The organism is Pseudomonas guariconensis (assembly GCF_024127895.1).
GTDB lineage: Bacteria > Pseudomonadota > Gammaproteobacteria > Pseudomonadales > Pseudomonadaceae > Aquipseudomonas > Aquipseudomonas guariconensis_B.
On sequence record NZ_JAMYBK010000009.1, the window covers coordinates 1 to 22,799 of the forward strand.

24 protein-coding genes, 1 other RNA gene and 2 pseudogenes are annotated in these 22,799 nt (G+C 62.6%); 14 read left to right on the forward strand and 13 right to left on the reverse strand.

Annotated features, from left to right (window positions below; all coding sequences use genetic code 11):
* Positions 1-65 precede the first annotated feature (65 nt).
* The 6 genes and pseudogenes from NJF35_RS11930 to NJF35_RS11945 form a co-directional block, all read right to left on the reverse strand.
* Positions 66-296: a bacteriocin immunity protein gene (locus tag NJF35_RS11930; RefSeq protein WP_253091114.1), complete on the reverse strand. Its 231-nt coding sequence runs from the start codon at positions 294-296 to the stop codon at positions 66-68.
* Positions 293-700 carry a hypothetical protein gene (locus NJF35_RS24860; protein WP_410896970.1) on the reverse strand — a complete coding sequence of 136 codons (408 nt, stop codon included), beginning with the start codon at positions 698-700 and terminating at the stop codon, positions 293-295. The genes NJF35_RS11930 and NJF35_RS24860 overlap by 4 nt, the downstream gene beginning before the upstream one ends.
* A pseudogene (locus NJF35_RS24865) lies at positions 700-954 on the reverse strand (hypothetical protein); the annotation flags it as partial. The pseudogene NJF35_RS24865 and the gene NJF35_RS24860, both read right to left, overlap by 1 nt.
* Positions 912-1,238: a bacteriocin immunity protein gene (locus NJF35_RS11940; protein ID WP_410896971.1), complete on the reverse strand. Its 327-nt coding sequence runs from the start codon at positions 1,236-1,238 to the stop codon at positions 912-914. The pseudogene NJF35_RS24865 and the gene NJF35_RS11940, both read right to left, overlap by 43 nt.
* Before the next feature lie 30 nt (positions 1,239-1,268).
* A pseudogene (locus NJF35_RS24870) lies at positions 1,269-1,433 on the reverse strand (hypothetical protein); the annotation flags it as partial.
* Between the two features lie 100 nt (positions 1,434-1,533).
* Positions 1,534-2,013: an Lrp/AsnC family transcriptional regulator gene (locus NJF35_RS11945; RefSeq protein ID WP_225789418.1), complete on the reverse strand. Its 480-nt coding sequence runs from the start codon at positions 2,011-2,013 to the stop codon at positions 1,534-1,536.
* A gap of 127 nt (positions 2,014-2,140) precedes the next feature.
* Between NJF35_RS11945 and NJF35_RS11950 the strand changes: the two genes are divergently transcribed.
* On the forward strand, positions 2,141-3,337 hold the full coding sequence (locus NJF35_RS11950; RefSeq protein ID WP_225789417.1) for a methionine gamma-lyase: 1,197 nt from the start codon (positions 2,141-2,143) through the stop codon (positions 3,335-3,337).
* Positions 3,338-3,362: 25 nt separating this feature from the next.
* Positions 3,363-6,050, forward strand: coding sequence for an alpha-ketoglutarate dehydrogenase (gene mdeB, locus NJF35_RS11955; protein ID WP_410896917.1), 2,688 nt, complete (start codon positions 3,363-3,365; stop codon positions 6,048-6,050).
* Positions 6,051-6,239: 189 nt separating this feature from the next.
* Here the strand turns inward: mdeB and NJF35_RS11960 are convergent, their stop codons facing one another.
* Positions 6,240-6,677, reverse strand: coding sequence for a YhcB family protein (locus NJF35_RS11960; protein WP_225789416.1), 438 nt, complete (start codon positions 6,675-6,677; stop codon positions 6,240-6,242).
* A gap of 139 nt (positions 6,678-6,816) precedes the next feature.
* Between NJF35_RS11960 and NJF35_RS11965 the strand changes: the two genes are divergently transcribed.
* The 3 genes from NJF35_RS11965 to zapE all read left to right on the forward strand — a co-directional run bounded on the left by NJF35_RS11965 (position 6,817) and on the right by zapE (position 10,006).
* Positions 6,817-7,452: an alpha/beta hydrolase gene (locus tag NJF35_RS11965; RefSeq protein WP_225789415.1), complete on the forward strand. Its 636-nt coding sequence runs from the start codon at positions 6,817-6,819 to the stop codon at positions 7,450-7,452.
* 25 nt (positions 7,453-7,477) lie between these two features.
* Positions 7,478-8,827, forward strand: a complete 1,350-nt coding sequence (locus NJF35_RS11970) for a tryptophan--tRNA ligase (protein WP_253091115.1) — start codon at positions 7,478-7,480, stop codon at positions 8,825-8,827.
* A gap of 84 nt (positions 8,828-8,911) precedes the next feature.
* Positions 8,912-10,006: a cell division protein ZapE gene (gene zapE / locus NJF35_RS11975; RefSeq protein WP_225789413.1), complete on the forward strand. Its 1,095-nt coding sequence runs from the start codon at positions 8,912-8,914 to the stop codon at positions 10,004-10,006.
* Positions 10,007-10,105: 99 nt separating this feature from the next.
* On the opposite strand, the gene NJF35_RS11980 is transcribed toward zapE, so the two are convergent.
* Together NJF35_RS11980 and NJF35_RS11985 are read right to left on the reverse strand one after the other, a co-directional pair.
* Complete coding sequence (locus tag NJF35_RS11980; RefSeq protein ID WP_225789505.1) at positions 10,106-11,002, reverse strand: GlxA family transcriptional regulator; 897 nt, start codon at positions 11,000-11,002, stop codon at positions 10,106-10,108.
* Between the two features lie 335 nt (positions 11,003-11,337).
* Complete coding sequence (locus tag NJF35_RS11985) at positions 11,338-12,378, reverse strand: NADP(H)-dependent aldo-keto reductase (protein ID WP_225789412.1); 1,041 nt, start codon at positions 12,376-12,378, stop codon at positions 11,338-11,340.
* Positions 12,379-12,637: 259 nt separating this feature from the next.
* Between NJF35_RS11985 and rplM the strand changes: the two genes are divergently transcribed.
* From rplM to NJF35_RS12020, 7 genes are all read left to right on the forward strand, one after another.
* Entirely contained in the window at positions 12,638-13,066 is a 429-nt protein-coding gene (gene rplM / locus NJF35_RS11990; protein WP_225789411.1) for a 50S ribosomal protein L13, read from the forward strand.
* 14 nt (positions 13,067-13,080) lie between these two features.
* Positions 13,081-13,473, forward strand: a complete 393-nt coding sequence (rpsI, locus tag NJF35_RS11995; RefSeq protein WP_225789410.1) for a 30S ribosomal protein S9 — start codon at positions 13,081-13,083, stop codon at positions 13,471-13,473.
* 264 nt (positions 13,474-13,737) lie between these two features.
* Positions 13,738-14,331: a ubiquinol-cytochrome c reductase iron-sulfur subunit gene (petA, locus tag NJF35_RS12000; protein WP_225789409.1), complete on the forward strand. Its 594-nt coding sequence runs from the start codon at positions 13,738-13,740 to the stop codon at positions 14,329-14,331.
* The gene (locus tag NJF35_RS12005) at positions 14,331-15,542 is read left to right on the forward strand and encodes a cytochrome b (protein ID WP_225789504.1); all 1,212 of its coding nucleotides are present in this window, start codon (positions 14,331-14,333) and stop codon (positions 15,540-15,542) included. The genes petA and NJF35_RS12005 overlap by 1 nt, the downstream gene beginning before the upstream one ends.
* Positions 15,542-16,321, forward strand: a complete 780-nt coding sequence (locus NJF35_RS12010; protein ID WP_225789408.1) for a cytochrome c1 — start codon at positions 15,542-15,544, stop codon at positions 16,319-16,321. Before NJF35_RS12005 ends, NJF35_RS12010 begins: the two co-directional genes overlap by 1 nt.
* Before the next feature lie 123 nt (positions 16,322-16,444).
* Positions 16,445-17,068 carry a glutathione S-transferase N-terminal domain-containing protein gene (locus tag NJF35_RS12015; protein WP_225789407.1) on the forward strand — a complete coding sequence of 208 codons (624 nt, stop codon included), beginning with the start codon at positions 16,445-16,447 and terminating at the stop codon, positions 17,066-17,068.
* A gap of 10 nt (positions 17,069-17,078) precedes the next feature.
* The gene (locus NJF35_RS12020) at positions 17,079-17,507 is read left to right on the forward strand and encodes a ClpXP protease specificity-enhancing factor (protein ID WP_225789406.1); all 429 of its coding nucleotides are present in this window, start codon (positions 17,079-17,081) and stop codon (positions 17,505-17,507) included.
* 96 nt (positions 17,508-17,603) lie between these two features.
* Here NJF35_RS12020 and NJF35_RS12025 read toward each other — a convergent pair whose 3' ends face one another.
* The 4 genes from NJF35_RS12025 to NJF35_RS12040 all read right to left on the reverse strand — a co-directional run bounded on the left by NJF35_RS12025 (position 17,604) and on the right by NJF35_RS12040 (position 21,049).
* A complete protein-coding gene (locus NJF35_RS12025) occupies positions 17,604-18,182 on the reverse strand; it encodes a BON domain-containing protein (protein WP_225789405.1) in 579 nt (192 codons plus the stop codon).
* Positions 18,179-18,772, reverse strand: coding sequence for a phosphoheptose isomerase (locus NJF35_RS12030; protein WP_225789404.1), 594 nt, complete (start codon positions 18,770-18,772; stop codon positions 18,179-18,181). Before NJF35_RS12030 ends, NJF35_RS12025 begins: the two co-directional genes overlap by 4 nt.
* 88 nt (positions 18,773-18,860) lie before the next feature.
* A complete protein-coding gene (locus tag NJF35_RS12035) occupies positions 18,861-19,232 on the reverse strand; it encodes a YraN family protein (protein ID WP_225789403.1) in 372 nt (123 codons plus the stop codon).
* Complete coding sequence (locus tag NJF35_RS12040; protein WP_225789402.1) at positions 19,232-21,049, reverse strand: penicillin-binding protein activator; 1,818 nt, start codon at positions 21,047-21,049, stop codon at positions 19,232-19,234. Before NJF35_RS12040 ends, NJF35_RS12035 begins: the two co-directional genes overlap by 1 nt.
* 244 nt (positions 21,050-21,293) lie before the next feature.
* Here NJF35_RS12040 and rsmI point away from each other — a divergent pair, with 244 nt between their 5' ends.
* Entirely contained in the window at positions 21,294-22,169 is an 876-nt protein-coding gene (gene rsmI / locus NJF35_RS12045; RefSeq protein ID WP_262967468.1) for a 16S rRNA (cytidine(1402)-2'-O)-methyltransferase, read from the forward strand.
* 67 nt (positions 22,170-22,236) lie between these two features.
* Positions 22,237-22,596: RNase P RNA component class A (gene rnpB / locus NJF35_RS12050), an RNA gene on the forward strand.
* Positions 22,597-22,799 lie beyond the last annotated feature (203 nt).

Below are 22,799 nucleotides of genomic sequence, written 5' to 3' on the forward strand. Positions count from 1 at the left end.
CCAGAACCATGCGCACGGCACGTTCACGGACTTCAGGGGAGTAGGTCGTAGTCTTTTTCATGGCCTCATCTTCTCAAGAGTTGAGGCCTCCACGAAACCCGGGGCGGTTCATTTTTTTTAGAATCTACCCTGTAAAGTAGATCGTAGCCAGATGGGTGTTCAGTGATCTTCGCAAAATGTATTAGTAAAGGAGATAGTATGTGATCTGGTTCGTTTTCGTTGGCTTTGTATATTTCGTGTACTAGGTTTAGAAACTCTTTTTCTGTGTAGTCGCTGAGTTTTTCTTTGTGGGTCATTGCTTTTCTCCGTAGTGAATTGTGTTGTGATCGAGTGGTGTTACGATTTTAAGGTTGTCCATGTCATAGACTCCCCCATTTTCGCTTATTGGCGTGCTGTGATGAAGTATGAAGGTCGCCGGATTAATATAGTGATCACCATAGGGCACCTTCGGTACATATCCATGCTTTTTCATTCGGAGCAAGCTTTCATCGTCAAACTGCTTAGAAAGCTCAGGGTCATTTGCAACGGCTTTCCAGAACCTCCTTCGGAAAGCACCGCCGTTGGTAGGTGAGTTCTTAGGGTCCGGATAAAGTTGGTTACGGTGCTCTGAAGCCTTCCTTGCCGTTTGCTTGCCGCCACTCCTTGAGCAAGTAAGGATTTTTCTGGGGAGCTTTGATCTTTGCTTTCCGGGTAGAAAAATAGATTGCTGCCTGCCGGATGCTCAGTGACGCGCTCGAAATACTGGATCGAAGGTACTAACACTTCATCCGATTTATCTTCGCAGGCCCAACACCGGAGAGTACTTCCTGCTTGCCTGGCTTGGTGGGGAAATTTCAGCGTTTCTGTAGGAAAATTCTTGTCGATTGAACGATATGCGACCCCGCCGAAGCGAGGTCGTTGTTCGACGGTTGTTACGAAGGCTTGAAGCCATCCTTGCCATTTGCTCGTCGCCATTCCTTGACAATTATGAGAATCTGCTCTGGCTCGCCAGCCTCATTTGATTCTGGCCAGTAAAGCAGGTCGGTGCCGGCAGGGTGCTCTGTGATTTTTCTAAAGTGCTGTAGTAATGGTACTAGTGCCTCCTCGGGTTCATTCTCGTTGGCCCTGTCAATTTCACTCAGAAAATCAAGAAATTCTTGCTCCGTGTAGTCACTAAGCTTTTCCTTGAAAATCATTGCTTTTCTCCGTAATGAATTCGGTTGTAGGCCAGCGGGGTCACCGACTTTGATGTTATCCATGTCGTATACTCCGCCACCTTCGCTGATTGGAATGGTATGGTGAAGCACGAAGCTTGCAGAGCCGAGATGAATATCTCCATCATGTACTATTGGCGCGCCCTCTCCGCGAGTGGTTTCTCCAAGCCAAATCCCTGTTACCTTCTCGCCGACTCCTACAGCGCTCCCAGGCTCGAACCGTGGGCTTCTGAATACCACCAGAATCGGTGGTAACCCTCTGAGAGGCGAGAGTGGGCAGACTATTGGTAATGATTGAGTCGCGCTTGCTTCCCCGGCTTGACGCTCTCGTCAGGCACCCTCAAATATGCTTCTCCGATACCGGAATCACCCGCCGTTCCTTCACCGCCTTGTACGAAAAGCTCGAATAGATCTCCTTCACCCCCGGCAATGACTGCAGCACTTCCCGCGCGAACGCCCCGAACGACTCCAGGTCCCGCGCCAGGATCTCCAGCAGAAAGTCATACCGCCCGGAGATGTTGTGGCAGGCGACGATCTCGGGAATCTCCATCAGCCGCTGTTCGAAGGCGCGGGCCACGTCCTTGGTGTGGGTTTCCATCATGATGCTGACGAAGGCGGTGACGCCGAAGCCCAGGGACTTGGGCGAGAGAATGGCCTGGTAGCCGGTGATGTAGCCGTTGTCTTCCAGCAGCTTGACTCGCCGCCAGCAGGGCGAGGTGGTCAGGGCGACCTGGTCGGCCAGTTCGGAAACGGTGAGGCGGGCGTTGTCCTGCAGGGCGGCGAGCAGGGCGCGATCGGTGCGGTCGAGGCTCGAAGGCATGGTTTGCCCTCCTGGTTCTGTATTTGTTGTTTTCATTCCAAAAGATGCGCCATCGCGTGGGCAACTTTGGAAAAAACCGGGTAGGTCGGTGGCATAAGCTTATAACAAACCACCAGAGACTGTTGCCATGCGCGACTCCAACAACAACAGCGGTTTTTCCACACGGGCCATCCACCACGGCTATGACCCGCTCTCCCATGGTGGTGCGCTGGTACCGCCGGTGTACCAGACCGCTACCTATGCCTTCCCCACCGTCGAGTACGGTGCCGCCTGTTTCGCCGGCGAAGAGGGCGGGCACTTCTACAGCCGCATCTCCAACCCGACCCTGGCCCTGCTGGAACAACGCATGGCCTCGCTGGAAGGAGGGGAAGCCGGGTTGGCCCTGGCGTCGGGAATGGGTGCCATCACCTCGACACTGTGGACCCTGCTGCGCCCAGGTGATGAGTTGATCGTCGGGCGTACCTTGTACGGCTGCACCTTCGCCTACCTGCACCACGGCATCGGCGAGTTCGGTGTCAAGATCAAGCACGTCGACCTCAACGACCTGAAGGCACTGAAGGCGGCCATCACGCCAAGGACGCGGATGATCTACTTCGAAACCCCAGCCAACCCCAACATGCAACTGGTGGATATCGCCGCCGTGGCCGACGCCGTCCGTGGCCAGGATATCCAGGTGGTGGTCGACAACACCTACTGCACCCCGTACCTGCAGCGCCCACTGGAACTGGGGGCCGACCTGGTGGTGCATTCGGCGACCAAGTACCTGGGCGGCCACGGGGACATCACTGCCGGCCTGGTGGTGGGGCGCAAGGCGCTACTGGATCGCATCCGCCTGGAAGGGCTCAAGGACATGACCGGTGCGGTTCTTTCGCCCCACGATGCCGCGTTGCTGATGCGTGGCATCAAGACCCTGGCCCTGCGCATGGACCGCCACTGCGGCAATGCCCAGCAGGCGGCCGAGTTCCTGGCGCGCCAACCCCAGGTGGAACTGATCCATTACCCGGGCCTGCCGGCCTTCGCCCAGTACGCACTGGCCCGGCGGCAGATGCGCCTACCGGGCGGGATGATCGCCTTCGAGCTCAAGGGCGGGATCGAGGCCGGGCGGCGCTTCATGAACGCCCTGCAACTGTTCAGCCGGGCGGTGAGCCTGGGCGATGCCGAGTCGCTGGCGCAGCACCCGGCGAGCATGACCCATTCCAGCTATACCCCTGAGGAGCGGGCTCATCACGGGATTTCCGAAGGTTTGGTGCGCTTGTCGGTGGGTCTGGAAGACATCGAGGACCTGCTTGCCGATATTGCCCAGGCACTGAAGGCCTGTGCCTGATGAACCTGCAGCGGAATTGGACGCGATGATGAACGCCAACGAGCCGTTGACGCCTCAGGGCGAAGACCTGGACAGTGACCCGGCGGAAACCGCCGAGTGGTGCGAGGCGCTCGAATCGACCCTGGCCCACTGTGGCCCGGCGCGGGCGCGCTATTTGCTGCAGCGGCTGCAGGCCCATGCCTTGGAACTGGGCCTGGCGCGCGAAGCCCAGCCGTTTTCCGCCTACCGCAACACCTTGCCGGTGGAGCAGCAGGGCACCTATCCCGGCGATCTGGAGCTCGATGAGCACATCACCAGCATCCTGCGCTGGAATGCGTTGGCCATGGTGGTCCGGGCCAATCACGCCTATGGCGAGCTGGGTGGGCATATCGCCAGTTATGCTTCGGCGGCGGAGATCTTCGAGGTGGGCTTCCAGCACTTCTTCCGTGGCGAAGGTGACGGCGCACGACGCACCGGTGACCTGGTGTTCTTCCAGCCCCATTCGGCACCGGGCATTTATGCCCGGGCGTTTCTCGAAGGGCGTTTGAGCGAAGAGCAACTGGGTAATTATCGCCAGGAGGTTGCAGGCGACGGCCTGTGCTCCTATCCACACCCCTGGCTGATGCCCGGGTTCTGGCAGTTCCCCACCGGCTCCATGGGCATCGGGCCGCTCAATGCCATCTACCAGGCGCGCTTCATGCGTTACCTGCAGCATCGTGGCCTGCTCGACACATCCGCACGGCATGTCTGGGGCGTGTTCGGCGACGGTGAGATGGACGAGCCGGAGTCGATCGCCGGTCTGACCCTGGCCGCGCGGGAAGGCCTGGACAACCTGACGTTCATCGTCAACTGCAACCTGCAGCGCCTGGACGGCCCGGTGCGCGGCAATGGCCAGATCATCCAGGAGCTGGAAGCCTTGTTCAGCGGGGCCGGCTGGAACGTGATCAAGGTGCTCTGGGGCTCGGAATGGGATGCGCTGTTCGCTCGCGACCACGAACACGCGCTGCTGCGCCAGTTGGCCGCGACCCCGGATGGGCAGTTCCAGACCCTCGGCGCCAAGGACGGCACCTACAACCTGGAGCACTTCTTCAACCAGCATCCGGCCTTGCAGCGCCTGGTGGCGCACATGAACTGCGACGAGATCAATGCCCTCAAGCGCGGCGGTCACGATTTTCGCAAGCTGCATGCGGCCTATGCAGCAGCCAAGGCTTGCAAGGGACGGCCGACGGTGATCCTGGCCAAGACCAAGAAGGGCTATGGCATGAGCAGTGCCGGCGAGTCGCGAATGACCGCGCACCAGGCCAAGAAGCTCGACGTCCAGGCGTTGTTGGCGTTTCGCGACCGCTTCCACTTGCCTCTCTCCGACGAGGCGGTGGAGCAGTTGCGCTTCTACCGCCCGGCCGAGGACAGCCCAGAGATGGTCTACCTGCGCCAGCGTCGCGCGGCGCTCGGCGGGCCGTTGCCGGTGCGGCGCACGGACTGCCGGCCGCTGCCGCTGCCAAGCCTGGAGGATTGCGCAGGCTTCGCCCTGCAGGCCGACAACAAGGAGATGTCCACCACCATGGCGGCCGTGCGCCTGCTCGGCCATTGGCTCAAGGCACCGCAACTGGGGCCTCGGGTGGTGCCGATCGTCGCCGACGAGGCGCGCACCTTCGGCATGGCCAGCCTGTTTCGCCAGATCGGCATCTACTCGGCCTGCGGCCAGCGCTACGAGCCCGAGGACGCCGGTTCGCTGCTGACCTACAAGGAGGCCCGCGACGGCCAGTTGCTGGAGGAGGGTATCACCGAGGCCGGGGCGATCTCGTCATGGATCGCGGCGGCGACGGCCTATGCGGTGCACGGCGAGCCGATGCTGCCGGTGTACATCTACTACTCGATGTTCGGCTTCCAGCGGGTCGGCGACCTGATCTGGGCCGCCGCCGACCAGCGCGCCCGTGGCCTGTTGCTGGGGGCGACCGCCGGGCGCACCACCCTGGGAGGCGAAGGCCTGCAGCACCAGGATGGCTCCAGCCTGGTGATGGCGGCCCTGGTGCCCAACTGCCGGGCCTGGGACCCGTGTTTCGCCGGCGAGTTGGCGGTGATCCTCGACCATGCGGCACGGCGCATGCTGGTGGAGCAGCGCGACGAGTTCCACTATGTGGCGGTGATGAACGAAAACTATCCACAACCGTCGTTGCCGGAGACGGTACGGGACGATGTGCTGCGCGGCATGTACCGCTTCGCCCGGCAGCAGGCCTTGCAACCACGGGGCCGGGTGCGTTTGCTGGGGTCGGGAGCGATCCTGCGCGAGGTGATCGCTGCCAGCGAGTTGCTGGCCCTCGAATGGCAGGTCGACAGCGAGGTGTTCAGCGTCACCAGTTTCAGCGAGTTGGCGCGCCAGGCGCGAGATGTGCAACGGGCGGCGATGCAAGGCAAGGGGGATGAAGAAGACTGCCATGTGCGCCGCTGCCTGCAGGGGGATGCGCCAGTGATTGCCGCCAGCGACTATGCGCGGGCCTGGCCGCAGTTGATCGCCGAGTATGTGCAGGCGCCCTACATGACGCTGGGGACCGATGGCTTCGGGCGTAGCGATACGCGTCAGCAGTTGCGGCGGTTCTTCGAGGTGGATCGCTACAGCGTGGTGTTGGCGGCGCTCTACAGCCTGGTGCGGCAGGGGCGGTTGGGCGAGGAGGTGCTGGAGCAGGCGCGGGGGCGGTATCAGGTGGAGCAGGTCGATGCACCTTGGTATCGGTGATCGAGCCCTGATTCGTGCGCACCACAAGCTCCTGTGGCAGCCGGCTTGCCGGCGATGGGGCGCGAAGCGGCGCAAATGGCGGCTGTAAAACCTTGGTCGACTGACATGAGGGCTTGCCCGCGAGTGGGCCAGGGCAGGCGAGCAACCCTAAAAAAGGCCTCTTACGAGGCCTTCTGCATTCCAGTCATTTCAACGCTTGAGCCCGTAGCTCTCATCGAGCATGCCCGGTGAGTTCGGCGACTTGGGCGCATAGTCGCGCGGCACTTCGGCGGTGTCCTTCGGTGGCGTCAGGCGATCGCGAGGCCCCTGGGCCGCTTCGGAGTGCAGGGCCGCCAGCAGGCGCTGGCGGGTCAGCTCGTCGAGGGCCAGGCGGTTGGCGCCGTCGGCCAGGTGGTCCTGGACGTCCTGGTAGCTCTGGGTCAGTTTCTTGACCAGCGCGGCAGTGCTGTTGAAGTGGGTCACCACTTCGTTCTGGTAGTTGTCGAAACGCTGCTGGATGTCGTCCAGCTGGCGTTGGGTGCTGCTCGGCGCGGCGTTGGGCAACAGGCGGGCCACCACGAAGCCGACCACCACGCCGACGACCAGGGCCAGGGTCGGCAACAACCAAACAAGGAGCGAGAGTTCCACGAGTCCTTCCTCTATAAACGGCTTTGCTTTACGTTAACGGCTCAGACCTGCGCTGTATACCGCGAGCGATCGCAAATATTTCAGAACAGAATTCCTCAGCTAGACGAGTCGACCCACCCCCGGGTCACGGAGTAGTGCCTTGCTTATCCGCGAAACCCCCTTGTTCATCGATGGCCCCAGCGGCCAGCTGGAAGCCTTGTACCTGGACGTGGCCGATGCCCGTGGTGCCGTGCTGATCTGCCACCCCAACCCGGTCCAGGGCGGCACCATGCTCAACAAGGTGGTCTCGACCCTGCAACGCACCGCCCGCGATGCCGGCTACGTCACCCTGCGCTTCAACTACCGCGGCGTCGGCCAGAGCGCCGGCAGCCACGACATGGGCGCCGGCGAGGTGGCCGATGCCCAGGCTGCCGCGGCCTGGCTGCGGGCCAAGCACCCCGAACTGCCCCTGGTGCTGATGGGCTTCTCCTTCGGTGGTTTCGTCGCGGCCAGCCTGGCCGGGCGCCTGGAGGCCGACGCGGTGCAACTGCAGCACCTGTTCATGATCGCCCCGGCGGTGATGCGCCTGAACGAGCAGTTCCCGCTGCCGCAGCGTTGCCCGCTGACGGTGGTGCAGCCGGACGCCGACGAAGTCGTCGATCCGCCGTTGGTCTACGAATGGTCCGACACCCTGTCGCGCCCCCATGAGCTGCTGAAAGTGGCAGAATGCGGACACTTCTTCCATGGCAAGCTGACCGATCTGAAGGATCTGGTGCTGCCGCGTCTTTCGAACTGAGCCTAGCCTGATCAAGCGATAACCCATGACTACGCGTATCCTCACCGGTATCACCACCACCGGCACCCCGCACCTGGGCAACTACGCCGGCGCCATCCGCCCGGCGATCCTCGCCAGCCAGCAGCCCGGCGCCGACTCGTTCTACTTCCTGGCCGACTACCATGCCCTGATCAAGTGCGACGACCCGCTGCGCATCCAGCGCTCGCGCCTGGAAATCGCCGCCACCTGGTTGGCCGGCGGCCTGGACCCGGACAAGGTGACCTTCTACCGCCAGTCCGACATCCCCGAGATCCCCGAGCTGACCTGGCTGCTGACCTGCGTCAGCGCCAAGGGCCTGCTCAACCGCGCCCATGCCTACAAGGCCTCGGTGGACAAGAACCTGGAAAACGGCGAAGACCCGGACGCCGGCGTGACCATGGGCCTGTACAGCTACCCGGTGCTGATGGCCGCCGACATCCTGATGTTCAACGCCCACAAGGTGCCGGTCGGCCGCGACCAGATCCAGCACGTGGAGATGGCCCGCGATATCGGCCAGCGTTTCAATCACCTGTTCGGCCAGGGCAAGGACTTCTTCGTCCTGCCCGAGGCGGTGATCGAGGAAAGCGTGGCGACCCTGCCGGGCCTGGACGGTCGCAAGATGTCCAAGAGCTACGACAACACCATCCCGTTGTTCACCAGCGCCAAGGACATGAAGGATGCCATCTCGCGCATCGTCACCGACTCGCGCGCACCCGGCGAGCCGAAAGACCCGGACAATTCGCACCTGTTCACCCTGTTCCAGGCCTTCTCCACGCCGGCGCAGGCCGCCGGGTTCCGTGAAGAGCTGCTCCAGGGCCTGGGCTGGGGCGAGGCCAAGCAGCGCCTGTTCCAACTGCTCGACGACCAACTGGGCGAGGCCCGCGAGCGCTATCACCAGTTGATCGCCCGGCCCTCCGACCTGGAAGACATCCTCCTGGCCGGCGCCGCCAAGGCGCGCAAGACCGCCACGCCGTTCCTCGAGCAACTGCGCGAGGCCGTGGGCCTGCGTTCGTTCCGCGCCATCGTGCAGGCCGGCAGCGAAGTGAAGAAGAAGGCCGCCAAGAGCGCCCGCTTCGTCAGCTTCCGCGACGACGACGGCAGCTTCCGTTTCCGCCTGCTGGCCGCCGATGGCGAGCAGTTGCTGCTGTCGCGCCGCTTCGCCGACGGCAAGAGCGCAGGCGTGGTGAGCAAGCAATTGCAACAGGGGGTCGAGGCCGACGTGCGTGTCGAAGGCCTGGGCTTCTCCCTGTGGCTCGATGGCGAACAGGTTGCCGACGGGCCGCAGTTCGCCGACGCCGAGGCGCGCGATGCGGCCATCCAGAGCCTGCGCGCCGCGCTGCAACCCCAGCAGGACTGAGGCATTTCGCCGCAAGTCTGATTGCCATTATGCGGGCCGGTCGCTACAGTGACGGCCCGCTTTTTGTTACCTCGCTAACGAATTATGACGCCCCTAGAACGATATCAAGCAGATCTCAAACGTCCCGACTTCTTCCATGACGCGGCACAGGAAACGGCGGTGCGTCACCTGCAGCGCCTGTACGACGATCTGTTGGCGGCGCAGAACAACAGGCCGGGCGTGTTCGGCAAGCTGTTCGGCAAGAAGGAACAGGCGCCGGTCAAGGGCCTGTATTTCTGGGGCGGGGTCGGCCGGGGCAAGACCTACCTGGTGGACACCTTCTTCGAGGCGCTGCCGTTCAAGCAGAAGATGCGCACCCACTTCCACCGCTTCATGAAGCGTGTGCACGAGGAAATGAAATCGCTCAAGGGCGAGAAGAACCCGCTGACCATCATCGCCAAGCGTTTCTCCGAGGAAGCCAAGGTGATCTGCTTCGATGAGTTCTTCGTCTCCGACATCACCGACGCGATGATCCTCGGCACCCTGATGGAAGAGCTGTTCAAGAACGGCGTGACCCTGGTGGCCACTTCCAACATCGTCCCCGACGGCCTGTACAAGGATGGCCTGCAGCGTGCGCGCTTCCTGCCGGCCATCGCCCTGATCAAGCAGAACACCGAAGTGGTCAACGTCGACAGCGGGGTCGACTACCGCCTGCGTCACCTGGAGCAGGCCGAGCTGTACCACTATCCGCTCGACGACGCGGCGCACGAAAGCCTGCGCCAGAGTTTCAAGGCATTGACGCCGGAGTGCACCCAGGCCGTCGAGAATGACGTGCTGGTGATCGAGAACCGCGAGATCCAGGCCGTGCGCACCTGCGACGACGTCGCCTGGTTCGACTTCCGTGCCCTGTGCGACGGCCCGCGCAGCCAGAACGACTACATCGAGCTGGGCAAGATCTTCCACGCCGTGCTGCTGAGCAATGTCGAGCAGATGGGTGTGACCACCGACGACATCGCCCGCCGTTTCATCAACATGGTGGATGAGTTCTACGACCGCAACGTCAAGCTGATCATCTCGGCCGAAGTGGAGCTCAAGGACCTGTACACCGGCGGGCGCCTGAGCTTCGAGTTCCAGCGCACCCTGAGCCGCCTGCTGGAGATGCAGTCCCACGAGTTCCTGTCACGGGCGCACAAGCCCTGACGGGCAACTTCGAGCTTCAAGCTTCAAGAAAAAGCCAGAGCAGCCGTGCGCTGTTCTGGCTTTTGCTTTTTCTTGCGGCTTGTAGCTTGCAGTTGTGTATCAGGCCTCCTGCATGAACTGCTGCCGATACTGGTTCGGCGACAGCTCGGTGTGCTGGCGGAACAGGCGGGCAAAGAAGCTGGCGTCGTCGTAGCCCACTTCGTAGCTGATGGTCTTGATGCTCTTGCGCGTGCTCGAGAGCAGGCCCTTGGCCGTCTCGATGCGCAGGCGCTGCAAGTAGTGCAAGGGCTTGTCGCCGGTGGCGCTCTGGAAGCGACGCATGAAGTTGCGGATGCTCATGCCGTGGTTGCGGGCCACGTCCTCGAAGCGGAACTTGTCGGCGAAGTGCTCCTCCAGCCAGTGCTGGATCTGCAGGATGATCAGGTCCTGGTGCAGCTTCTGCCCGCCGAAGCCCATGCGCCCTGGGGTGTAGCTGCGCTGCACTTCGTAGAGGATGTCGCGGGCCACGGCGCGGGCGACGTTGGCCCCGCAGAAACGCTCGATCAGGTAGATGTACAGGTCGCAGGCCGAGGTGGTGCCGCCGGCGCAATAGAGGTTGTCGGCGTCGGTCAGGTGCTTGTCCTGGTTCAGGCGTACCTTGGGGAAGCGCTCGGCGAAACTGTCGAAGAAGCGCCAGTAGGTGGTCGCTTCCTTGCCGTCGAGCAGGCCGGCCTCGGCCAGCCAGAACACCCCACTGGCCTCGCCGCAGAGCACGGCGCCACGGGCATGCTGTTCGCGCAGCCAGGGCAGGACCTGGGGGTAGCGTTGCTGGAGGTTGTCGAAGTCGTCCCAGAAGGCCGGGAGGATGATCACGTCGGCATCGTCCAGGCCGCCGTCGACCGGCACCTGCACATTGCTGAAGCTGTCCACTGGCTGGCCGTCGGGGCTGACCAGGTGGATATCGAACATCGGTTGCAGGCCCAGCCCCAGTTGCTTGCTGTAGCGCAGGCTGGCCAGGTGGAAGAAGTCCTTGGCCTGCATGAGGGTCGAGGCGAACACCTTGTCGATGGCCAGGATGCTGACGCGACGCAGGGACGCGGAGGGTTGGGTAAACATCATTGTCATTGTTCTTATAGGGTAGAGTGGTCAATCACCGGCTGGATCGTCTTATGTTTTTCGGCTAGCTGCAAGCTGTCAGCGGCAAGCGGCAGGAAAAAAGCAGGCCGGCGTAGCCCGTCAGTCAAGCGACATGGGGCGCGAAGCGGCCCCAAATGGCGGTGGGAAGTCTTCACTGACTGGCATTGGGGCGGCACGGTCTGCTTTTTCTTGCCGCTGATAACTTGTCGCTGGGCTCAGGGCGCAGGGTTGGGCTGCTCCTGGTGGATCGCCTCGATCGCCGCCAGCAACTCGTCACTGAGGTTCAAGGCCAGGCTATCCAGGTTGCTTTGCAGTTGCTCCACGCAGGTCGCGCCAATGATGTTGCTGGTCACGAACGGCTGGCGGGTGACGAAGGCCAGGGCCATCTGCGCCGGGTCCAGGCCATGCTCGCGGGCCAGCTGGACATAGCGGCTGCAGGCCGCCACGGTCTGCGGGTTGGAATAGCGGGCGAAGCGGCTGAACAGGGTCAGGCGTGCTTTCTCCGGTCGGGCGCCATTCTCGTACTTGCCCGACAGCATGCCGAAGGCCAGCGGCGAGTAGGCCAGCAGGCCGCACTGCTCGCGGATCGCCACCTCCGCCAGGCCCACCTCGAAGCTGCGGTTGAGCAGGTTGTAGGGGTTCTGGATCGACACCGCGCGCGGCCAGCCCCGGCTTTCTGCCAGGTGCAGGAACTTCATGGTGCCCCACGGGGTTTCGTTGGACAGGCCGATGTGCCGGATCTTGCCCGCACGCACCTGTTCGTCGAGCACCTCGAGGGTCTCTTCCAGTGGGGTGAAATGGTCCTGGGGCAGGTGCTGGTAGCCCAGCTTGCCGAAGAAGTTGGTGCTGCGCTCGGGCCAGTGCAACTGGTACAGGTCGATGCGGTCGGTCTGCAGGCGCTTGAGGCTTTCGTCCAGCGCGGCGACGATGTGCTGGCGGTTGTGCTTGAGCTGGCCGTCGCGGATGTGGCTGATGCCGTTGCCCGGGCCGGCGACCTTGCTGGCCAGGATCCAGTCGTCGCGGTCGCCGTGGCGGGCGAACCAGTTGCCGATGATGCGCTCGGTGGCGGCGTAGGTCTCGGGGCGTGGCGGTACCGGGTACATCTCGGCGGTGTCGATGAAGTTGACCCCGTTGGCCTTGGCCAGGGCGATCTGGGCGAAGGCCTCGTCCTGGTCGTTCTGCTCGCCCCAGGTCATGGTGCCCAGGCACAGGGCGCTGACGTTCAGGTCGGTTCGGCCGAGCTGGCGGTATTCCATGGGTGACGGTCTCCCTGGTCAAATAAGGCCATCAAAGCAGGTTGAAATTTTTTCCGCAATCTGGATAATCCTGCCCCTCTGCGCGCGGTGGAAGTGATGCACCACCGGGCAGCGAGGAACCCTAGCCGGATATTGGATGCGCCGACCCGAGCCCCCAATAGCGTCCGTATGCGGCTGCGCGCTTGACTTGTCAAGTGGTGCACTATCCAGTAAGATTCGCCGTCTTATTTTCGCTGGGCGGCCTCTGAGGCTTTAAAGAATGAAAACTTTTACTGCTAAACCGGAAACAGTAAAGCGCGACTGGTACGTAGTTGACGCCGCTGGTCAGACCCTGGGTCGTCTGGCTACCGAAATCGCTCGTCGCCTGCGTGGCAAGCACAAGCCAGAATACACCCCTCACGTTGACACCGGCGACTACATCGTCGTCATCAACGCCGAGCAGGTACGTGTCACTGGTGCCAAGACTTCGGACAAGATGTACTACTCCCACTCCGGTTTCCCGGGCGGTATCAAGGAAATCAACTTCGAGAAGTTGATCGCCAAGGCCCCTGAGCGTGTCATCGAGACCGCGGTCAAAGGCATGCTGCCTAAGAACCCGCTGGGTCGCGACATGTACCGTAAGCTGAAAGTCTATGCGGGTGCAGCTCACCCTCACACTGCTCAGCAGCCTCAAGAACTGAAGATTTAACGGAATAGTTCATTATGTCGGCGACTCAAAATTACGGCACTGGCCGTCGCAAGACCGCAACCGCTCGCGTTTTCCTGCGTCCGGGCACTGGCAACATCTCCATCAACAACCGTCCTCTGGACACCTTCTTCGGCCGCGAAACCGCTCGTATGGTTGTTCGCCAGCCGTTGGAGCTGACCGAGACCGTTGAAAAGTTCGACATCTACGTCACCGTCGTCGGTGGTGGTGTCAGCGGCCAGGCCGGTGCGATCCGTCACGGTATCACCCGCGCCCTGATGGACTACGACGAGTCCCTGCGTGGCGCCCTGCGCCGTGCTGGCTACGTCACCCGCGACGCTCGTGAAGTCGAGCGTAAGAAAGTGGGTCTGCGTAAAGCGCGTAAGCGTCCTCAGTACTCCAAGCGTTAATTTCGCTTCGGCAGTCGAAGAAGCCCGGTTCCTTTTGGAGCCGGGCTTTTTTTATGGCTTGGACTAACCTGTCAGCATGTCAGTGACAACTTGCCGCATAGACGCAGATCAAGCAAAGCGAGGGTTGCAGCCCGCCTGGGGGGTAATCACCTTGTCAGTGTGTGGATTTGTTCCTTACCATTGCGGCCAATTTTTAGTGCCACAGACATTACCTAAGTAGAGGCCTGATCCAACAGGCCAAGCAAGCTGATGGGAGAGGACTGAATGAGCAATGACGGCGTCAACGCAGGCCGGCGCCGCTTCCTCGTAGCCGCGACATCCGTGGTCGGGGCGGCGGGGGCAGTGGGGGCTGCGGTACCGTTCGTGGGGTCATGGTTTCCCAGTGCCAAGGCGAAAGCCGCAGGTGCACCGGTGAAGGTCAATATCGCCAAGGTCGAGCCGGGTCAGCAGATGGTCGCTGAGTGGCGTGGCCAGCCGGTATTCATCGTGCGGCGAACGCAAGAGATCCTCGGGAACCTCAAGAAAATCGCCGGAGAGCTCTCCGATCCCGAGTCCAAGGCCTCGGATCAGCCGACCTATGTCGACCCGGAAAACCGCTCGATCAAGCCCGAGATCCTTGTCCTCGTCGGCCTGTGCACCCACCTGGGCTGCTCGCCGACCTTCCGCCCTGAAGTCGCGCCGGCCGACCTCGGGCCGAAATGGGTCGGCGGCTACTTCTGCCCTTGCCACGGTTCGCACTACGACCTGGCCGGCCGTGTCTACAAGGCCCAGCCGGCACCCCTCAACCTGCCAGTGCCTCCGCACTCTTACGAGTCGGACGACATCATCGTCATCGGCGTCGATCAGGAGAACGCATGATGAGCAAGTTCATGGACTGGATTGATGCTCGCTTCCCCGCCACCAAGATGTGGGAAGACCACCTGAGCAAGTATTACGCGCCCAAGAACTTCAACTTCCTGTACTTCTTCGGCTCCCTGGCCCTGCTGGTGCTGGTCAACCAGATCGTCACCGGCGTCTGGTTGACCATGAGCTTCACGCCCTCGGCGGAAGAGGCCTTCGCCTCGGTCGAGTACATCATGCGTGACGTGGAGTACGGCTGGATCCTGCGCTACCTGCACTCCACCGGCGCTTCGGCGTTCTTCATCGTGGTCTACCTGCACATGTTCCGCGGCCTGCTCTACGGCTCGTACCAGAAGCCGCGCGAGCTGGTCTGGCTGTTCGGCATGCTGATCTACCTGGCGTTGATGGCCGAGGCGTTCATGGGTTACCTGCTGCCCTGGGGCCAGATGTCCTACTGGGGCGCCCAGGTGATCATCTCGCTGTTCGGCGCCATCCCGCTGATCGGCGACGACCTGACCCAGTGGATCCGGGGTGACTACCTGATCTCCGGCATCACCCTGAACCGCTTCTTCGCCCTCCATGTGATCGCCTTGCCGATCGTCATCCTCGGGCTGGTGGTGCTGCACATCCTGGCGTTGCACGAAGTGGGTTCGAACAACCCCGACGGCATCGACATCAAGAAGAACAAGGACGAGAACGGCGTGCCCCTCGACGGCATTCCCTTCCATCCGTACTACACCGTCAAGGATATCGTCGGCGTCGTGGTGTTCCTCTTCGTCTTCTGTGCCGTGGTGTTCTTCTTCCCGGAGATGGGCGGCTACTTCCTGGAGAAACCGAACTTCGAACAGGCGAATGCGTTCAAGACCCCCGAGCACATCGCGCCGGTCTGGTACTTCACGCCGTTCTACGCGATCTTGCGAGCGGTCCCCGACAAGCTGTTCGGCGTCATCGCCATGGGCGCCGCGATCGCCGTGCTGTTCGTGCTGCCCTGGCTTGACCGCAGCCCTGTGCGCTCCATGCGCTACAAGGGCTGGCTGAGCAAGCTGTTCCTGCTGGTGTTCTGCGTGGCCTTCGTGATTCTGGGTGTGCTGGGTGTGCTGGCGCCTACGCCGGGCCGGACCTTGCTGTCGCAGGTCTGCACCGTGCTGTATTTCGCCTACTTCCTCCTGATGCCGTTCTACACCAGGCTCGAGAAGACCAAACCGGTTCCGGAAAGGGTGACTGGCTGATGAAAAAGCTTATTGCAGTATTGTTCCTGGCAGTGATGCCTGCCTTGTCCTTCGCCGCGGAGCAGAGCCTGGAGCTGGACAAGGTCGATATCGACCTGACCGACAAGGCCGCCATGCAAGACGGTGCGCGTACCTTCGCCAACTATTGCATGGGTTGCCACAGCGCCAAGTTCCAGCGTTACGAGCGGGTCGCCGATGACCTGGGCATTCCCCACGAGCTGATGCTCGAGAAGCTGGTGTTCACCGGCGCCAAGATCGGCGATCACATGCAGATCGGCATGCAGCCCGACGATGCCAAGGTCTGGTTCGGTGCGGCGCCGCCCGACCTGACCCTGGTCGCCCGGGTGCGCGGCAACGACTGGCTGTACACCTACCTGCGCAGCTTCTACGAGGACAAGTCGCGTCCTTATGGGGTGAACAACAAGGTGTTCCCGAACGTCGGCATGCCCAACGTGCTGGTTGGCCTGCAGGGTAACCAGGTGATCGGCTGCAAGCAGGTGCAGACCGTGGTCGATGGCAAGAAGCAGTTCGACCCGCTGACGGGCAGCCCGCTGACCCATGAAGCCTGCGACCAGCTGACCATCGAGCCGAATTCCGGTACCCTGACGCCTGAGCAGTTCGACGAGAAGGTCAAGAACCTGGTGACCTTCCTGGCCTATTCGGCCAACCCGGTCAAACTGGAGAGCCAGCGCATCGGTACCTATGTGTTGCTGTACCTGGCTTTCTTCTTCGTATTCGCCTATTTGCTCAAGCGCGAATACTGGAAGGACGTGCATTGATCACGCAGTAGTTTTTGCTGGTAGTTGAACGCGCCCTGGGGCGCTCCCCGCGACAGCGGAGGGCTCCTCAGGGCGCGTTTGCATTTGCAGTTTCACAAGCATTCCCATGCGAGGAGGAGCTACATGGGCGCGACCAACAGGTTAGCCTGCTATTCCGACCCCGCTGACCATTATTCTCATCGGGTACGCCTTGTTCTCGCGGAGAAAGGCGTCAGTGTGCAGATCATCGACGTCGATCCCGGCCGCCTGCCGCCCGGGCTGGTCGAGGTGAACCCCTATGGCAGCGTGCCGACCCTGGTCGATCGAGACCTGGCGCTGTACGAGTCGACCGTGGTGATGGAGTACCTCGAGGAACGTTATCCGCATCCGCCGTTGATGCCGGTCTACCCGGTGGCTCGGGGCAACAGCCGTTTGCTGATGCATCGCATCCAACGCGACTGGTGTTCGCTGGCGGATACCGTGCTGGATCCGCGCAGCAGCGAGGCTGCGCGCGCCGAGGCGCGCAAGGCGCTACGTGAAAGCCTGACAGGTGTCTCCCCGCTGTTCGGCGAGTTTTCTTGTTTCATGAGTGAGGAGCAAAGTCTGGTCGACTGTTGTCTACTGCCCATACTATGGCGGTTGCCGGTACTGGGTATCGACTTGCCGCGGCAGGCCAAGCCGCTGCTGGACTACATGGAGCGACAGTTCGCCCGCGAGCCTTTCCAGGCGAGCCTGTCCGCTGCTGAACGTGAAATGCGCAAGGTTTAAGGAGCCGTTGATGAACTCCAGTCGCCCCTATCTGGTTCGTGCGCTGTACGAGTGGATCGTCGACAACGATTGCACCCCCCACATGCTGGTCAATGCCGAGTACCCGGCAGTCCAGGTGCCTCAGGGATTCGCCAGCGACGGCCAGATCGTCCTGAACATTTCCCCCAACGCCGTGCGCAACCTGCACATGGACAATGACGCGGTGAGCTTCGAGGGCCGCTTCAGTGGCGTGGCCCATTCCTTGTTCGTGCCAGTGGGCGCGATCCTGGGTATCTATGCCCGGGAGAATGGCCAGGGCATGGTGTTCGAGCTCGAGCCGCCGCTGATGGACAGCGACGAGCTGGAAGACGATGTCGAACCGGATGACGACGGCCCGCCCGAGGGCGGTGGTCAGCCGCCACGCCCGAGTGGCAGGCCAAGCCTGAAGGTGGTCAAGTAACCTGGAAGGCGACCCTGGACCAAGACCGGCCAGTCAAGCAGGTCTTGTAATCCAGGGAGGGGGCTGCGAAGCAGCCCCGATGTAGCTTCGCTGTCGTCAGTCGATGTACTCGAACAGCTTGACGATCTTCTGCACGCCAGACACGCCCTGTACCACGTTGGTGGCGGCGGTGGCCTCCTTCTGGGTCACCAGGCCCAGCATGTAGACGATGCCGTTCTCGGTGATCACCTTGATGCGCGAGCCTGGAACGTTGGCGTCAGCCAGCATCTGGGTCTTGATCTTGGTGGTCAGCCAGGCGTCGTTGTTGCGGGCCAGGATCGAGGAAGGCTGCATGACCTGCAGTTCGTTGTGCACTTTCTTGACCCGCTGCACCTGGCTGGCGGTTTGCTCGGCCAGGCTCTTGAGGTCGGCGCGAGGGGTCTGGCCGGCGAGCAGGACAACGCCGTTGTAGCTGCTGACGACGATGTGCGAACCCTTGTCCAGGTCGGGGTTGGCCTTGGCGACGTTGACCGAGACCTTGGTCTCGATCAGCGAGTCGTCGATCTTGCTGCCGATGGTGCGGGTGCCGCGATCATCTTCGATCGGCGAGTTACGTGCAGAGGTCAGTACCGAGCTGCAGCCGGAAACACTCAGGCACAGGGTCAGGGCCATCAGGCCGAGGCGCTTGGGGATCATTCTTCACTCCCGAACAGTTGGCTGTCGATCAGGTCGCACAGGCAATGGATCGCCAGCAGGTGGACTTCCTGGATTCGCGCGGTGACGTTCGCTGGCACGCGGATCTCCACGTCTTCGGGCAGCAGCAGCGAAGCCATCCCGCCGCCGTCTCGCCCGGTCAATGCCACGACGGTCATCTCGCGGTCGTGCGCGGCCTGGATCGCTTGTATCACGTTGGCCGAGTTGCCGCTGGTGGAGATCGCCAGCAGCACGTCGCCCGGTTGGCCCAGGGCGCGAATCTGCTTGGAGAAGACTTCGTTGTAGCTGTAGTCGTTGGCGATCGAGGTGAGGGTCGAGCTGTCGGTGGTCAGGGCAATGGCCGGTAGGCTCGGGCGTTCGCGCTCGAAACGGTTGAGCAGCTCCGAGGAAAAATGCTGGGCATCGCCAGCCGAGCCACCGTTGCCGCAGGCGAGCATCTTGCCCTCGTTGAGCAGGGCATTGACCATGACCAGGCTGGCCTGCTCGATGTGCGGTGCCAGGATGTCCATTGCCTGTTGCTTGGTGTCGATGCTGGCCTGGAACAGCCGGCGAATTCGGGATTGCATGTCCATCTGGTGTGACCTTAAGAGGGGCGGTGGCCGGCGCGACGCGCGACGGTGACCTGCCCGCGAAACATAGAGCAAAAAAATCGGAATGGGTTCAGCATTCGAAGGCGTTTTTCAGCCATTGCAGCGGTTGGCCTGCATGGTGCCTGCCCTGCAGGGCGATGACGTCGAAGCGGCAGGGATGCTTGGCCCAGCGGGACTCCTTCTGCAGGAACAGGTTGGCGGCAAGCGCCAGTCGTTTCTGCTTGCGCCCGTCGATGCTGCCCAGGGCGCCGCCGAAGGCCGCGTGCAACCGGTAGCGGACTTCGACGAATACTACTGTATCGGCGTCGAGCATGACCAGATCGAGCTCGCCTCCCTTGCATCGCCAGTTGCGTGCCAGCAGTTGCAGACCACGCCCCCGAAGGAAGTCGAGGGCGTGGTTTTCTGCGGCTGCGCCGGCGCTCGAAGGCGATGCGTCGGGCATCAGCGCGGTGTATCCGGGAGGCGCTTGACCTGGCCGCCAGCGAACTCCGCCCAGGGCAGCTGGCGTTCGATGCGCTGGCTGGCGTTCATGCTCAGGCTGCCGGAAAGGCCTTCGATGCGGTTGTCCGGTAGGGCCTTGAGCTGGCCCAGGCGCGGCGCCAGGCTGTAGGCATCGACGCCCATGGCATACAGGCGGCCGAGGCTACCGGCGGCCTGGGGCCATTGCTGGACCACCTGCTGGCGCAGGCTGTTGGTGTTGTCGAGCAGCCATGGCGTCTCGCAGAAGCGGATGCCGTTCATGTCGTTGTACTGGTTGACGTCGCCGCTGGCGCTGTACAGGTTCGAGGTGGCATAGACCGGCACGTCGCCGGCGTATTGGAAGTTCAGGGTCGGCTTGATCTGCTGTGCCTGCTGCGGCGTGGAGGCGAGGAAGATGAAGTCGATGTCCTGGCGGCGCGACGGTTGTGCGGCGATGGTGCCGCCCACGGTGCTCTGCAGGCTCTTGGCGCGGCCTTCGCTCTGGCGCAGTTGGAACAGGTCGGCGATCTGCTGGGCCAGGGCGACCGGCTGGGCAATGCGTTCGGCGGCCAGCAGGGTGCCGCCATGGCTTTCCCAGTCCTGGCGGAAGGCGGCGAGCACGCGCTCACCCCATTCGCCGCTGGGGACCAGGGCCACGGCTCGGACCATGCCGTCGGCGCGGGCGCGGCGCGAGACCTCGCGGGCCTCGTCCTCGGCGGCGAGGCCGAACTGGAACAGCTGTGCTGGCGCCTGCTGGCCTGCATCGGCGTAGTTCAGTGCCAGGGTGGTGATCGGCAACTGCGGGTAGGCGGCGAGTTTCTTCACCAGCGGTTTTTCCAGTGGCCCCACCACCAGTTGTACGCCGGCCGCCTGGGCCTGGTTGTAGAAATCATCGAGCGAGGTCATGCGCGAGCTATCGAAGACCTGCACGGCCGGGGCCGGTTGGCCGGACTGCTGGGCCTGGAAGTGGGCGGCCATGAAGCCGTCGCGCAGGGCACGGGCCACACCGGCCAGCGGGCCTTCCTGGGGCAGCAGCAGGGCGATCTTGGTCAGCGGCTGGCTGGCCAGCTCCTTGAGCTTGACCAGGGCCAGCGGCAGTTGCTGGGCGGCCGGATGGTTCGGGTGCTGCGCGCTCCAGGTGTCGATGGCAGCCTGCTGCTGCTCGAGGGTGCCGGCGCTTTTCACCGCCAGGGCCAGGCTGGTCCAGCCGGCCAGGGTCTCGTCGCTGGCCGGCTGCTGCAGTTGCTCGGCCGGCAGCGACGCGACCAGGGCCCAGATGGCGTCATGGTTGGCTTCGGCTGCCTGGCCTTCGAGCAGTGGGGCGAGCAGGACACGCTGCTGTGCGGCGGCCAGGGCCTGGCCGTCGGCTTCCAGGGCGGCGGCGTGGACGCTGTAGGTGCGTGCCTGTTGCGCTTGCGGCAGTTCGCCCAGGCGCTGCAGGCTCGGGTGGGAGAGGGCGTCCAGTGCTGCCTTGGGCTGGTTGCGGCTCATGGCCAGCTCGGCGGCCAGGGTGCTGGCGAACACCTGCTGGGCAGGCTTGAGCCCATCCAGGGGAACCTGTTCGAGGATGCGTGCGGCGCGCGGGTAGTCCTTCTGCCGGTAGGCCATGTCGGCGGCGCTCAGGCGCAGTAGGGCGGCATCTTCCGCGGACTTGCTGGTGGCGGCCTTGTCGAGCAACTGCTCGATGCTGGCATCCGGGGTGCGTGGCAGTTCGCCCAGGCTGGATGAGGGCGAGCTGGCGCAGGCTGCCAGCAGGGCAGCGAGGCAGAGGGCTGTGAGCAGCCGCAGGCAAGCGATCATGTAAAGGTCCTGTTACTCGATCAAGTTGGCCGGCAATTGTACCCAAGCGTCGGCCAGGGCGCGATCTTGCTGACGTCGATCCTTCACTATAGGTCGCCTGGCAGGGGATGGCCGCGAAGTTCCTTGCGCCATGTTGCGCAAGGTCCGCGTGGTCGGGGCATGGGGACGGGCGCTGAATTGGCCGTACAGCGCCCTGGCACTCGGGCTACAATGGCGCCTTTGATCCGAAAGGCAGGTGTGCGCAGTGAGTGATGGTGCAGGGACTTCGAAATCCACGGTGGGTACGCTCTATGTCGTCGCGACGCCGATCGGCAACCTCGACGACATGAGCGCCAGGGCGCTGAAGGTGCTGGCGGACGTGGCCCTGATCGCCGCCGAGGATACCCGTCACTCGGTACGCCTGCTGCAGCACTTCGGCATCGACACGCCGCTGGCGGCCTGTCATGAGCACAACGAGCGCGACGAAGGCGGGCGTTTCATCACCCGTCTTCTGGCCGGGGACGATGTGGCGCTGGTGTCCGACGCCGGCACGCCGTTGATCTCTGATCCGGGCTACCACCTGGTGCGCCAGGCGCGTGCGGCGGGGGTGAGGGTGGTCCCGGTGCCCGGCGCCTGCGCGCTGATCACAGCATTGTCGGCGGCGGGCCTGCCGTCGGACCGCTTCATCTTCGAAGGTTTTCTCCCGGCCAAGGCCGCCGGGCGTCGTGCGCGTCTGGAGCAGGTAAAGGAAGAACCGCGTACGCTGATCTTCTATGAGGCGCCGCATCGTATCCTCGAGTGCCTGGAGGACATGGAGGCGGTCTTCGGCGCGGAGCGTCCGGCGGTGCTGGGGCGTGAACTGACCAAGACCTTCGAGACCCTCAAGGGCCTGCCATTGGGCGAACTGCGTGCCTTCGTCGCGGGCGACGGCAATCAGCAGCGGGGCGAGTGCGTGGTGCTGGTGGGGGGGTGGAGTGCGCCCGAGGACGACCAGGCGATCAGCGCCCAGGCACAGCGCGTGCTGGATCTGTTGCTGGCGGAATTGCCGCTGAAGCGGGCGGCTGCCCTGGCGGCGGAAATCACGGGTGTGCGCAAGAACCTGCTGTATCAAATGGCCCTGGATAAACAGAAAGCCAAATAGTGGCTTTTTGGTATTGTTTACCGTATCACTTGTTCTTGGGCGCGCGTGCCGTTAACCTTGTCGACGGAGAGTCGATTGGACAGTCGCTGCCTTCTTTTGTTCCGCAAAAGAAGGGGGAGGAAAGTCCGGGCTCCATAGGGCAGAGTGCCAGGTAATGCCTGGGAGGCGCGAGCCTACGGAAAGTGCCACAGAAAACAACCGCCTAAGCACTTCGGTGCCGGTAAGGGTGAAAAGGTGCGGTAAGAGCGCACCGCACGGCTGGCAACAGTTCGTGGCTAGGTAAACCCCACTCGGAGCAAGACCAAATAGGGTTCCATACGGCGTGGCCCGCGTCGGAACCGGGTAGGTTGCTAAAGGCGTCCAGTGATGGCCGTCGTAGAGGAATGACTGTCCTCGACAGAACCCGGCTTATAGATCGACTCTCCACCTCCTTCTCCTGCTTGAATCGATAGCAGATGTGTCCTGGTAATACCAAAAAAATCTTACTCTTAATAAATCACTTTAACTTGGTGGGCTATCCAACTGAGTGCGCTTGATTTTTCCCTCCAGAATTTTCTCCCTGTAGTCCTTCCTCCTTCCTATGTTGAGCTAAATCGCCGTCCTGTAAGGGATTTCCTTATGAACGTGCCT

Bases quoted from the DNA above. Each gene is read 5' to 3' on its own strand.
- NJF35_RS11970 (WP_253091115.1), top strand. From the start codon at position 7,478: ATGACTACGCGTATCCTCACCGGTATCACCACCACCGGCACCCCGCAC.
- NJF35_RS12030 (WP_225789404.1), bottom strand. From the start codon at position 18,772: ATGGACATGCAATCCCGAATTCGCCGGCTGTTCCAGGCCAGCATCGAC.
- rplM (WP_225789411.1), top strand. From the start codon at position 12,638: ATGAAAACTTTTACTGCTAAACCGGAAACAGTAAAGCGCGACTGGTAC.
- NJF35_RS11945 (WP_225789418.1), bottom strand. From the start codon at position 2,013: ATGCCTTCGAGCCTCGACCGCACCGATCGCGCCCTGCTCGCCGCCCTG.
- NJF35_RS12020 (WP_225789406.1), top strand. From the start codon at position 17,079: ATGAACTCCAGTCGCCCCTATCTGGTTCGTGCGCTGTACGAGTGGATC.
- NJF35_RS11985 (WP_225789412.1), bottom strand. From the start codon at position 12,378: ATGGAATACCGCCAGCTCGGCCGAACCGACCTGAACGTCAGCGCCCTG.
- NJF35_RS12025 (WP_225789405.1), bottom strand. From the start codon at position 18,182: ATGATCCCCAAGCGCCTCGGCCTGATGGCCCTGACCCTGTGCCTGAGT.
- NJF35_RS11950 (WP_225789417.1), top strand. From the start codon at position 2,141: ATGCGCGACTCCAACAACAACAGCGGTTTTTCCACACGGGCCATCCAC.
- rpsI (WP_225789410.1), top strand. From the start codon at position 13,081: ATGTCGGCGACTCAAAATTACGGCACTGGCCGTCGCAAGACCGCAACC.
- NJF35_RS12015 (WP_225789407.1), top strand. From the start codon at position 16,445: ATGGGCGCGACCAACAGGTTAGCCTGCTATTCCGACCCCGCTGACCAT.
- NJF35_RS12005 (WP_225789504.1), top strand. From the start codon at position 14,331: ATGAGCAAGTTCATGGACTGGATTGATGCTCGCTTCCCCGCCACCAAG.
- NJF35_RS11940 (WP_410896971.1), bottom strand. From the start codon at position 1,238: ATGGATAACATCAAAGTCGGTGACCCCGCTGGCCTACAACCGAATTCA.
- NJF35_RS12040 (WP_225789402.1), bottom strand. From the start codon at position 21,049: ATGATCGCTTGCCTGCGGCTGCTCACAGCCCTCTGCCTCGCTGCCCTG.
- mdeB (WP_410896917.1), top strand. From the start codon at position 3,363: ATGATGAACGCCAACGAGCCGTTGACGCCTCAGGGCGAAGACCTGGAC.
- NJF35_RS12035 (WP_225789403.1), bottom strand. From the start codon at position 19,232: ATGCCCGACGCATCGCCTTCGAGCGCCGGCGCAGCCGCAGAAAACCAC.
- zapE (WP_225789413.1), top strand. From the start codon at position 8,912: ATGACGCCCCTAGAACGATATCAAGCAGATCTCAAACGTCCCGACTTC.
- petA (WP_225789409.1), top strand. From the start codon at position 13,738: ATGAGCAATGACGGCGTCAACGCAGGCCGGCGCCGCTTCCTCGTAGCC.
- NJF35_RS12010 (WP_225789408.1), top strand. From the start codon at position 15,542: ATGAAAAAGCTTATTGCAGTATTGTTCCTGGCAGTGATGCCTGCCTTG.
- NJF35_RS11930 (WP_253091114.1), bottom strand. From the start codon at position 296: ATGACCCACAAAGAAAAACTCAGCGACTACACAGAAAAAGAGTTTCTA.